Raw genomic sequence first — 11,443 nt, forward strand, 5'->3', positions numbered from 1 at the left:
TTTGCAATTTTGCGCCTTTGCGCCTTGGTGTTTATTTCTCTGTCGCTCGCGAGGCAGATCCCTGGCGGGAGCTCTGACGCGCGGAACTAGCCCTCGCCCCGCCGTCACCGACCCTCACGGCCGCAGGCCCTCGTCGGGGGTGCGCGTCGCGCTCGGTCAACACCCCCGGGCGCGCTGCCCCTCCCCGCGGCGCCGCGACACCGGCCGCGCCGCGCGCACGGAGTGGGCCCCCCGCCTCGGCCACCCGCGCTGCGACCGCGCGAGCGACGCGCCCGCCGGCACCCCCACGCGCAGCAGCACCTCGTACGCGCGCTCCAGATCGCTGCCGATCACGTCGAGCTGCTCGTCCGTGAGCCCCCGCTTCGCCTTCGGGAAGAGGATGCCCTCCTCCTCGTCGGCGTGGTGGGCGAAAACGTCCCGCAGCAGCCGGAGCCGCGCCTCGAAGCGCACATCGGTCACCCGCGTGCGCAGCAGGTTGTCCGCCGCGAAGCGCGCGAGGCCGTGCTTCTCGTACGCGTCGTGGAGCGGCTTCCGGTCGCCGGCCATCCGCTCGGCACACACCGGATAGAGGTACGTCTCCTCGATGCGTACGTGCGCGTCGATCATCCGGGAGAGCTGCGCGACCATCGATGTCCTGAGGCCCGGGCTGGGCTCGGCGGCGATGCGCGCCATCAGGGCGCTGAGTTCGAGATGCTGCTGCTCCAAGAGATCGAGTGCGTCCATGGGGTTCCCCTCGCGTGAAGCTCACCGCGCCGCGTCGCCGCCCTTGAGCAGCGCGTGCACAGCCCGGATCCCGGTGCTGCGTGGCGCGGTGCAGGCGGCCCCGTCGTGGCAAGGAGCGGGCCGGCGCTGGAAGGGACCGCGGGCGCGCCGCGCGCGGGGGCTACGCCCGGACCGCGGCCAGCGCGTCGCGCATCGCCGACGCGCCGGCGAAGCGGTGGTCGGGGTGCTTGGACAGGGCGCGGGCGAGCACCTCGTCGAGCACGCGCGGGACATCCCGGCGCTCCCGCCGGAGGGGCACGGGCGCGGAGCGCACGATCGCGACGAGCACGTCGAGATCGCCCCGGCCGCGGAACGGGAGCTTGCCCGAGAGGGCGTAGTAGACGAGCAGCGCGGCGGCGAACAGGTCGCTCCGCTCGGTGATGGCGCGGCTGCGCATCGCCTGCTCCGGCGACATGAACAGCAGGGTGCCCACGAGCGACCCGGGGCTGTCGGGCGTCACCCCGTCGCCCTTGTCGACCCCGGGCTCGTGCGCGAAGCCGAGGTCGATGAGCTTGACCGTCGGCGCTCCGTCTCCCGGCGCCCCCGGCGCCGCGGGGACGAGCAGGATGTTGCCCGGCTGGAGGTCGCGGTGGACCACCTTCGCCGCGTGCATGGCCGCGAGGCCGGCGAGGATCTGGTCCGCGACGGCCAGCGCGCGATCGAGCGGCAGGGGGCCGTTCCGGCGCACCTCCTCGCTCAGGGTGATGCCGTCGAAGAGCGGCATCAGGAAGAACGGGCGCCCGTCCTCGAGGCGCCCCTCGCCGAGCACAGGGCAGACGTTCGGGTGGTCGATGCGGCGGGCGAGCTGGACCTCGCGGGCGAACCGGCCCTCGATGCCCGAGTCCCCCGCGTGCACGCGCCGGAGCACCTTCAGCGCGACCCGCTCCCCCGTCGCGACGCGGCGGGCCGCGTAGACCGCGCCCATCCCCCCCTCGGCGATGAGCCGCTCGATGTGCAGTCCGTGCTCTGTACGGCCGACGAGCGGGTCGACCGCCGCGGTCCCACCTGCCGGGAGCCCCGCCGCCGCCCCGCCGCGCACCGCGGAGGGAGCGCTCGCCGCCGCCCCCCGGTCGCGCCCCGCGTGGCGGACGATCCCGGAACGAGGAGGCAGCCGTCGCTCCGCGGCGGGACCGAGGCCCTCCCCGCCGGGTTCGGGGAGCGCCTCAGCGAAGGCGGACCTGTCCCGGGCTGGACCGAAGGAACGACGGAGCGGGGAACCAGGAGCCACGTGAAGAACCTCGTCAGAAATTACCTGACGAGTGTCCATGGACCAGGCCCTCCGAGCAAGGGGATTGGGCACCGAAATGACGAACCCCTGGATTTGGCCCCACCGTCTTATGTCCCGTATCTACTAAGTTTTTGCCCGGACACAGCCGACCGCCCGAGGCGTTTTCGGCCTGTCGGGAAAATCCCGAAAGAATTTGTGTCCCGATCGCCGTTACGCTCGGCGCGTACTCATCATGACATGTAGGGGCGACAACGAATGGCGAAGCGTCTTGATCTCATCCTCGTGATCGACGTCGAATCGACCTGCTGGGAGGGCAGCCCGCCGGAGGGCGAGGAGAACGAGATCATCGAGATCGGCGTGTGCACGCTGGAGGTCGCGTCGGGCCGGCGGCGCGACCGGCGCTCGATCCTGGTGCGCCCCGAGCGCTCGCGCGTGAGCCCGTTCTGCACGGCGCTGACGACGCTGACGCAGGCCGACGTCGACGCCGGCGTGTCGTTCAAGGAGGCGTGCGCGACCCTGCGGGGCGAGCTCAAGGCGCAGGATCGCCTCTGGGCGAGCTACGGCGACTACGACCGGCGCATGTTCGAGCGGCAGTGCGAGGCGCGGGGCGTGCCCTACCCGTTCGGCCCGAGCCACCTCAACGTGAAGAGCCTGTTCGCGGTGACGCACGCCCTGTCGCGCGAGATCGGGATGGCCGAGGCCCTGGAGCGCGCGGGCCTGCCGCTCGCGGGCACGCACCACCGCGGCGGCGACGACGCGTTCAACATCGCGGGCCTGCTCGCGCACGTGCTCCTGGCCGCGCGGCGGTGAGGCCGGGCGCGCCGCGCGCTCAGCCGACCGGCGCGGCCTCGGGCACGTCGGGCTGCGCCCCCGCGGCGCCCCGCGCCGGCGGCGCGCCGGCGGGATCGGGGCCCGACGGCGCCGGCGCGCCGTCGCCCTCGGCGATCGCCCCGGCTGCGGTGGGCGGGACGGCCGCCGCGGCGAGGAGGTACGCGAGGCCCGCGCCGAGCAGCAGGGCGCTGTAGCCGAGGCTCATCGCGCACAGGGCGCCGAGGGGCATCGCGATCGCGCCGGCGAGGGCGCCGAGCGACCAGCACCAGGGGAGCAGCGCCGGCGCGATCGCGGCGACGAGCTTGACCCCGAGCGGCGCGAGTGAGCCGGCGAGCAGGCCGAACGGCACGAGGAGCGCGACGGCGAGGAGCGCGCGCGGGAAGGCCGCGAGCCCGAGGCTCCACCGCGCGAGCGGGACGAGCCCCGCCGCGGCGAGCGCCGCGGCCACGACGAGCGCCTCGGCGACGCGCGCGGAGGTCCACGTCGCGGCGTCCGGCGCCACGCGGGCGGTGAGCAGGCCGCCCACGCCGGCCGAGACGAGGAGGATCACGAGGACGACGGGGAGCTCGTACGCGGGCAGGTCGAGCAGGAGGAGCCCGTGCCGGAAGACGGCGAGCTCGACGAGCGCGAAGCCCGCGCCGATCGCGGCGAAGAAGAAGAGCGCGCGGGCGGGCCGCGGCGGGGGCGCGGCGTCGGGCGCCGCGGCGCCGCGGAGGAGGCGGCCGGCGCGCGCGGTCAGCGCGGGGAGCAGCGCGGCGAGCGCGAACAGGCCCGCGCCCGCGGCGAGCAGCGCGGCGAGCGCGAACAGGCCCGCCTGCTCGGCGCGCAGGGCCCCGAGGTCGCCGAGCACGGCGGGGAGGCGGCGCGCCGGGACCGCGTACGAGAAGAACGGCCGGTCGTCGGTGGGCGGCGTCAGGTCGACCGCCGCGTCGGGCGCGCGGCCGCCCCCGGAGGCGACGATGAGCGCGCGGATGGGCGTCTGCGGCCGGTCGGGGGCGAACGCCTCCGAGAACTTGTGCCGGCGGCAGTGGCGGCGCAGCGCCTCGACGTCCTCGCGCGCGAGCGGGGTGCGCCGCGCGAGGAGCGCGGTCCGCTGCGCGGCGCTGCACGCGAAGAGGTGGTCCTTGGGCTCGGCCGCGCCCGCGCGGCGCAGCGCCGCGGTCGCGAGCGAGAGCAGGCGATCGAAGTCGACGTCGGCGCGGCTCAGGACCAGCGTGCCCTCGGGCAGGAGGCGCGAGAGGAAGTCCCCGACGCCCTCGACCGTGTGGAGCCGGCTCTCGGACAGCGCGAGCGCGCCGGTCGACGACGCCTCGGCGGTCTCCGGCGACGGGATCACGATGTTCCGGAAGAGCAGCGGCGTGCGCCGGGCGAAGCTCCGCCCGTCGCCCACGACGAGGTGGACCTCGGGCTTGTCGAACAGGTTGCCGCTGAACGCGGCGTACCGGCCGCGCATCACCTCGAGGACGCCGCGGTCGCCCTCGACGGCGTAGACGTCCTTCAGCCCGGCCTTGAGCGCGGCGCGCACGTCGCGCCCGCCCCCGGCGCCGACGACGAGCGCCGGCCCCTGGTCCTTGTGGAGCGCGTAGGCCATGTCCTCGGGCTGGGCCGGGGGCGGCGTCTTCGCGTCGACGATCGGGCTCTGCGCGGCGCTGCCGATCCGCATCATCGCCGCGCCGGCCCTCGGCTTGTCGACCGTGATCAGCGAGCGCGCGCTCCAGGCCTCGTGCTCGGTGCGGTCGGCCGCGCCCCGGCGGAGGCCGGCGAGCCGGAGCCACGGGGCGCCGAGATCGCCGGCGAGGAGCACGAAGCCGCCGAGCACGAACGTGGCGACGAGGCCGCCGGGCGCCCGCTGCTCGCCGCCCTGCCCGCGCGCCGCGAGGTAGAAGAAGACGCCCGCCACCGCGAAGAAGATCGCCGCCGCGAGCGCGGCGCGCGGCGCGCCGGCGCGGAGCGCGGCGGCGGCCGCGAGCCCGCCGAGGGCGCCGCCGACGAGGTCGAGCAGGTAGAGGCGGGGCATCTCGGACGCGACGTGCCGGATCGCGGCGGCGAGCGCGAGGCCGGCGAGCGCGAACGGGACGGTGGCCGCGGCGTAGAGCAGCGCGACCCACGGGAGCGCCCCGGGCGCCGGCCCGCGCTGCGAGAGCAGGACGACCGCCGCGAGCGTGGCGCCCGACGCGAGCGACGACAGGGTCGCCATGCGGGCGAAGAGCGCGGGCGGGCGGACGAGCGACGGGGCGAGGGTGAGCGCCGCGCCGCCCGCGCCCGCGCCGAGGAGCGGCAGCGCGAGCGCGACGAACGCGTGGGGCTCGCCGAACAGCGCCGCACAGATCCGCGTGAGCGAGATCTCGAGCAGGACGGTGGCGCACGCGAGGGCCGCGACGCCGCTGAAGAGGCCGCTCCGCTGGGAGACCCGCATGGGCCCGCTCCTACCACAGCGGGAAGCGGCCTTTCACCTCTCTCGACCGAGCGGGGCGAGCGGCCACGGCGCGAGCAGGGGCACCGGGCCGCTCGGCCGGAACCCGGGCGCGCCGGGGGGGCTCGCCGCCGCGTCCCCCGCCCGATCGCCCTGCGCGCCGCGCGGCGGGGGCTCGCCCGGGCGCGGCTCCGACGCGCCGCTCTGTTTTCCCAGGCGCGGATCGGCCGCGCCGCTCTGCCTGCCCGGGCGCTGCTCCGCCGCGCCGCTCTGTTTGCCCAGGCGCGGATCGGCCGCACCGCTCTGTGTGCCCGGGCGCGGATCGGCCGCGCCGCTCTGTGTGCCCGGGCGCGGCTCCGACGCGCCGCTCTGGCGACCCAGGCGCGGCTCCGCAGCGCCGCTCTGCCTGCCCAGGCGCGGCTCCGCCGCGCCGCTCTGTCGAATGGCGCGCGCGCACTCGTCCACCGTGAGGCGGCGCGGCCCGTACGCGGACGAGTTGGCCGCGTCGGCGTCCATCAGGCGGGTCGGGGTGTCGACCCCGAAATCGTCGGGGTGCCCCGGCTCGTCGAGCAGCACGTGGCCGAGCTCGTGCGACAGCGCGAACGAGGCGCGGTCGGCGCGCAGGCCGGCGCGGTCCTCGATGATCGTGTTCCGGATCGCCCCGCCGTCGGCGAAGATGAACGACTCGCCGATGCGCCCGCCGCCGGCGAAGCTCGGGACCATCACGACGTCGATGGTCGCGGGGTCGCCGTCGTCGAACGCCTTGATCAGCGCGCGCTCCTCGACGGTGCCGGCGATGGCGTCCGTGTCGCTGAAGTGCTGCAGGCCGTCCTCGAGCTCCACGGCGCCGATGCACGCCGTGAGCGTCGGGTCGGTGCTCAGCGCGCCCGACGCCGGCGGCTCGATCGCCGCGGGCGCGCCGCCCGGGCGCCGCACGAGCACGTCGGTGGTCCCGAACGCGCCCGCGCCGATGGCCGGGTTGTCCGACAGGCGCACCGAGAAGCCCGCGGCGCCGATCGCCGCGGCGACGGCGCGCGCCGCGGCGTCGGGGCGCATGCGGGGGCGGATCGCCGCGGTCACCTCGTGGCCGTCGACGCGCACCCGGATCGCGCCGCCGCTCGCCGGCAGGCCGTGGTCGCAGCCGATCGCGAGCAGGTGCGGGCGCGGCGGGTCGACGAAGCTGATGTCGAGCTCCTCCGGCGGGCCGAAGCTCACGCCGCACGCGCCCCAGAGGGCGTTCGCGCGCTCGACCTCCGCGCGCGCGATCGCGAGCGCGCCCGAGTCGTCCCCGCCCATCGGCGGCGGCCCGCCCGCGCGCGGCCGCACCATGAGGATGCGCAGGCGCGCGCGCGTGCGCCCGAGGGGCCCGAGCGGCGAGGAGCGCGGGCCGGCGATGCGGATCATCTGTAGCTTCGGCCCGTCGGGCAGGGCGACCACGAGCGCGCCGCCGACCTCGCCCTTCACGGAGCGATCGGCGATCATCGGGTGGTTGCGGTCGATGTCGTCGGCCACGATCCGGAGGGGGCGCGTCGAGCCGCACACGAGGCCCGCCGGGACGTCCGGAGGGCACGCGACGTGGCCGAGCGGCACGCTGGGCAGGCGATCGATCGCCCGGCCGGACGGCGCCGCGGAGTGGACGTCGACGGTGAGCGGCAGGTCCTCGGCCGCGCCGATGACGAGCAGGCGGATCGCGTCGGGATCGTCGAGGTTCCCGAACGGATCGTCGCCGAGCCGGTCCGGGGGCGTGCGCTGGAGCGAGGCGTGGGAGCGCGCCATGTCGATGCGCGTCCCGGCGCCGTCGATGGCGCGGACCTCGAACGCGCTGATCGGCAGCGTCCTGCCGAAGAGGGCGATCTCGCTCCGGCCCGCCCGGACCGCCTGGAGCTCGACGCGGCGGGCGCCCGCGGGGATCGCGCTCCCCGGCTGGACGGGGCTGCCGTCGACGAGCAGCCGCAGGCCCTCCGGGATCGCCGCGGGCGCCTGGCTCGCGCCGCGCGGCGCGCGCAGCGCGAGGAGCTCCGGGGAGGACGGCACGCGGGCCTGCTCGCCGTCGGGCACGCCGTCGGCGTCGTCGTCGTCCCGATCGACCACGACCAGCGCGGGCCCGCCCTGCGCGGCGGAGCTGGCCGGGCCGAGGAGCGCGCCGAGGAAGACCGAGAGTGCCGGAAGCCGGCCGTTCATGGATCGCATCGCCCTGCCCGCTCGCCCTCCTCGACCCAGTCTATCGCGCCTTCGGCGTGGCGCAGCTCGCGCCCGCGCGCCGTCGGGAGCCCTCCGATGGCGGTGCGTCCGGCCCTGCGCCACGTGTCGCGCCATGGCCAGCGTCAGCGCCGTCATTTTCGGTGTCGACGGCACGGTCCTCGACGCCGTCGATCTGCATGTGGCCGCCTGGCAGCGGGCCTTCGCGCGGTTCGGCCGCGAGGTCGCGCGGGAGAAGCTCAGGCGCCACGTCGGCGAGGGCGCGGACCGGCTCCTGCCGGTGTTCCTTTCGCCCGAGGAGATCGGCTGGATCGGCGCGGGGCTCGCGTCGCTCCACGACGAGATCTACGCGCGCGAGCTCCTCCCCGGGGCGCGCGTCTTCCCGGGGGTGCGCGAGCTCTTCGAGCGCGTCGCGCGCGACGGGCGCCGGATCGTCGCCGCCGCGTCGATGGCGCGCGGCGCGCTCGACGCGAGCCTCGAGCGCGCCGGGGTGGGCGACCTTGTCTCGTGGGCGGTGTCGGCGGACGACGCGGGGAGGTCGAAGCCGCATCCGGACGTCCTCGAGGCGGCGCTCGACCGGCTGGGCAGCGTCGATCCGCGCGAGGTGGTGCTGGTCGGCGACACGCCGTCCGGCGCCGAGGCCGCGGCCAAGCTCGGCATCCTGGCGGTGGGGCTGCGCTGCGGAGGCTTCCCCGAGATGGAGCTCGTCGAGGCGGGGTGCGCGGCGCTCTACCGCGATCCGGAGGACCTCCTCGCGCGGTACGACGCGTCGCCGCTCGCGCCGCAGCGGGAGCGGCTCGCGGGGTAGTCGCGGCTCAGGGGCCACGCGGGGGCCGATCGGAGCGCGCATCCCGGACGCGCTGGCCCTCGGCGGCGACGAGCTGCTCGCGGAGCGCCCGCCGCTCGGGCTCGCCGATGGGCGACGCGGTGGTCGAGCCGTCGCGGAGCGCCACCGAGTAGACGGACTCGCGCGGCAGGAGGTCGAGGAGCGCGGGGCTCTCGGTCGTGAGCAGGAGGTGGCGCTGGGCGGAGGCGCCGCGCAGGTACTCGACGAGCGCGGGCAGCGCGCCGCGATCGACGCCCGCGTCGGGGTGCTCGAAGCCGGCGAGCACGAGCGGCGGCTCCTGCGAGAGCGCGGTGACCATGGCCGCGAGCCGGAGCGTCGCGTCCGGCTCGTCCGTGGCCGCGCGCCAGCGCTCGCGGCCGCCGTCGTCGACGCCGTGGCGCAGCTCCGGGACGAGGAACCCGCCGGACGAGAGGGCGCGGGCGCCGTCGACGTCGCCGAGCACCTGGGACAGGCTGGCGAGGAACTGCTCGCTCCAGCGCTCCTTCTCGAGCGCGCGGAGGACGGAGCCCCAGTTCTCGCCGCTCGCGCGGAGGCGGCGGGAGGCGCTGATCTTCTGGGGCGAGCGGAGGGGGCGCGGCGCGAGGGAGTAGAGGACCGCGCGGCGCAGCTCGTCGCGCATCGGGGTGAGCGGTCCATCGGAGAGCAGCGGCAGGACGAGCCTGGCGCCGCTCACGGCGATGGGGGCGACGCCGCGGTAGGCGAGCGTGCCGCTGCGGCCCTTGTCCTTGCGCGAGAACCCCTTCGGGCTGCCCTTCAGCCGGTCGAAGGAGACCTCGGGCGGGTCGCTGCCGGCGTCGAAGACGTCGCGGAGGCCCGGCTTGACGAGCCGGGTGAGGGCGCTGCGCTGCCACCACGCGGCCGTCTCGCTCTTCACGCGCGTCTCGCCCTCCCGGTCGCCGGGCGCGAGCTGCACGAGCCAGAACCCGTGGCCCTCGGTCCTGGAGACGGCGACGCCGAGGGTGGTGACCGCGCCGCTGTCGCGGGGGCGCTGCAGCGCGCCGCCGCCGCGGCGGCTGGCCGCCGCCTGCTCGAGCGCCCCGTTGGCGCACTCGGCGAGGAACCGCACGGCATCGAGGAGGCACCCCTTCCCCGCGCCGGGCGGGCCGACGAGCGCGGTCAGCGCGCCGAGCGTGAGCTCGATGCCGGGCCCGATGCTGCCGTAGTTGCTGACGTAGACGTGGGTGATCATCGCGGCGCGGAGCCCCTCTTCCAGGGCGTGCCCTCCCCTTCCCGCGCAGCTGGACCGCGAGCCGGACAGGCTGGGTGGCCCTCCAGGGACGCCGGAGGGAGCGCCAGGGACGCTGGAGCGGACCTCAGGGATGCCGGAGCGACCTCCAGGGACACCGGAGCGCGCGTCAGGGACGCAGGCACGGCGGCCAGGGACATGGCGTCGTGCTCCTGGGACGCGTCGCGCTGCGCGGCTGGGACAGGTAGCCGCGCGTCAGGGACGGACAGTCGCGCGTCAGGGACAGGCAGCCGCGCGCCTGGGACAGGCAGCCGCGCGCCTGGGACATCCAGCCGGCGTGGAAGCGGGCCGGCGGGCGCTGGCATGTTCGTGCCGCGGAAATATCCGGGCGCCGGGGTCAGCCATCGCCCCTCTCGGGCCGGTGCTAGGCGGCCTTCGGTACCTTCCTGAGACGCTTCGATGCTCCCCACCCGACGAGGATCATCGAACGCCTCGTCCGCGATGGCCACAACAAGATCCTTCAGGAGGAGCGCCACCCCGCGAGGCCGGGCGATCGCGCCCCGCAGGATCGTAAGGCCCGGCACGAAACCGCGGCGGTGAGCCGAGGCGCACTAGGGTTCGCTGCGCAGCAGCTCGCAGGCTTGCAGCACGCCGGCGCGGGTATTGAGCGCCTTGCCGCGCTTCGGCGCTCCCCACACGGCATGCGGCAGCCCGAGATCGGCCCAGAGACGTGTGACCAGGTTCCTGGCCGCCTCGACCTCGCCGTGCCCCTCGACGACCAAGTAGGCCTTAGCCATCGCCGGCGGTTCCCTCAGCGCGAAGGCCCTCGGCGTGAAGGAGATCGCTCGTCGACATCAGCCGCTTGCGCACGAGCTCGCGCTGCCGCTCCTCGACCCGCGCCAACGTCGTCGCCCCTGCGCGCCGATCGACGACGCGAAGGTCGTCGATCGGAACCAGATCCAACAGGTCGGGGCTGTGCGTCGTGAGCAGGATCTGGCTGCGCGTCGACGCCTCCTTCAAGAAGTCGTAGAGAAGTGAGATCGCTCCTGGATGCACGCCGAGCTCCGGCTCCTCGAAGCCCAGGAGCGCCGGCGCGGGCTCCTGGAACAGCGCGGTGAGGAGCGCCGCGACGCGCAGCGTGCCGTCCGACTCCTGCGCAGCCCCGTGCCAGCGCTCGCGCCCCTGCGCATCGACGCCGTGACGGAACTCCGGGATCAGGAACCCTCCCGCCTCCGTCACGCGGTACTCGTCGATGTCCGAGGCGATGCGCCCGAGGGCAGCGACAAGCTCGGCTCCCCAGCTCGATCGCTCGATCCCCCGCAACGTCGAGGCCCAGTTGCTGCCCTTCGCGCTCATGGGCTTGGATGGATCCGGCTGCTGTGGGTTACGGAGCACGTCCGGGAACAAAGAGTAGATGGCGACGCTGCGCAGCTCCTCCATGAACGGAACAAAGCTGCTGAGCTGCTTCCACTCCGCAGCCGACGCGAAGAGCTCTCGACGGCCGATGAAGGGGAGCACGAGGACGTCACGCCCCGGGTGAGCAGCGAAATAGCTGGGCGTAGCAGGCTCGGTAGCGGCGCGCGCCGCTGTGTCGCGCACGCTTCCCCGGATCGCGTCGCGCTCCTCTTCGGTCCATGAGTCCTCGTGCCTCTCGAGCAGGGCAAAGCGGTGCTCTCGGACCGCGAGAGGTGTCGCCGGATCGGGAAACCACACGGCCCGTTCGCCCTTGACCAGCACACCATCGCCATCACTCGACGAGGTGAGCGTGAAGCCCCAGATACCAGCGCCGCGCTCGCTCTGAACATGGACTTCGATGATCACGTCGGAAGACTCCCGGGCATCGACGTGCCGCAGGGCACGGAACCCGTGTCGCGCCGCGACGGCGCTCGCGAGCGATGAGCTCACGCAATCGGCCAGGAATCGCAGAACATCGGCAACGTTGCTCTTGCCCGAGGCGTTCGGCCCCACGAGGACCGT

Annotated in this window: 9 protein-coding genes; 2 read left to right on the top strand and 7 right to left on the bottom strand. The window is 75.3% G+C overall.

Annotated features, from left to right (window positions below; translation table 11 throughout):
* Positions 1-156 precede the first annotated feature (156 nt).
* Both WME98_RS50820 and WME98_RS50825 read right to left on the bottom strand, forming a co-directional pair.
* Complete coding sequence (locus WME98_RS50820; protein WP_061622763.1) at positions 157-723, bottom strand: hemerythrin domain-containing protein; 567 nt, start codon at positions 721-723, stop codon at positions 157-159.
* A 160-nt stretch (positions 724-883) separates the two neighbouring features.
* Positions 884-1,990, bottom strand: coding sequence for a serine/threonine-protein kinase (locus WME98_RS50825; RefSeq protein ID WP_437948820.1), 1,107 nt, complete (start codon positions 1,988-1,990; stop codon positions 884-886).
* 255 nt (positions 1,991-2,245) lie between these two features.
* Between WME98_RS50825 and WME98_RS50830 the strand changes: the two genes are divergently transcribed.
* The gene (locus WME98_RS50830; RefSeq protein WP_061622765.1) at positions 2,246-2,800 is read left to right on the top strand and encodes a 3'-5' exonuclease; all 555 of its coding nucleotides are present in this window, start codon (positions 2,246-2,248) and stop codon (positions 2,798-2,800) included.
* 19 nt (positions 2,801-2,819) lie between these two features.
* Here the strand turns inward: WME98_RS50830 and WME98_RS50835 are convergent, their stop codons facing one another.
* Entirely contained in the window at positions 2,820-5,237 is a 2,418-nt protein-coding gene (locus WME98_RS50835; RefSeq protein WP_437948821.1) for a hypothetical protein, read from the bottom strand.
* A gap of 33 nt (positions 5,238-5,270) precedes the next feature.
* Positions 5,271-7,415, bottom strand: a complete 2,145-nt coding sequence (locus WME98_RS50840; RefSeq protein ID WP_437948822.1) for a hypothetical protein — start codon at positions 7,413-7,415, stop codon at positions 5,271-5,273.
* Positions 7,416-7,548: 133 nt separating this feature from the next.
* Here WME98_RS50840 and WME98_RS50845 point away from each other — a divergent pair, with 133 nt between their 5' ends.
* On the top strand, positions 7,549-8,241 hold the full coding sequence (locus WME98_RS50845; RefSeq protein ID WP_437948823.1) for an HAD family hydrolase: 693 nt from the start codon (positions 7,549-7,551) through the stop codon (positions 8,239-8,241).
* Between the two features lie 7 nt (positions 8,242-8,248).
* Here WME98_RS50845 and WME98_RS50850 read toward each other — a convergent pair whose 3' ends face one another.
* The 3 genes from WME98_RS50850 to WME98_RS50860 form a co-directional block, all read right to left on the bottom strand.
* Positions 8,249-9,469: an AAA family ATPase gene (locus WME98_RS50850; protein WP_437948824.1), complete on the bottom strand. Its 1,221-nt coding sequence runs from the start codon at positions 9,467-9,469 to the stop codon at positions 8,249-8,251.
* A gap of 608 nt (positions 9,470-10,077) precedes the next feature.
* Positions 10,078-10,263 (bottom strand): hypothetical protein, encoded by a 186-nt coding sequence (locus WME98_RS50855; RefSeq protein ID WP_437948825.1) that lies wholly within the window; start codon positions 10,261-10,263, stop codon positions 10,078-10,080.
* Positions 10,256-11,434 (bottom strand): AAA family ATPase, encoded by a 1,179-nt coding sequence (locus WME98_RS50860; protein ID WP_437948826.1) that lies wholly within the window; start codon positions 11,432-11,434, stop codon positions 10,256-10,258. Before WME98_RS50860 ends, WME98_RS50855 begins: the two co-directional genes overlap by 8 nt.
* Positions 11,435-11,443 lie beyond the last annotated feature (9 nt).

The sequence above is a fragment of the Sorangium sp. So ce296 genome (assembly GCF_051529605.1).
Classification (GTDB): Bacteria; Myxococcota_A; Polyangia; order Polyangiales; family Polyangiaceae; genus Sorangium; species Sorangium cellulosum_D.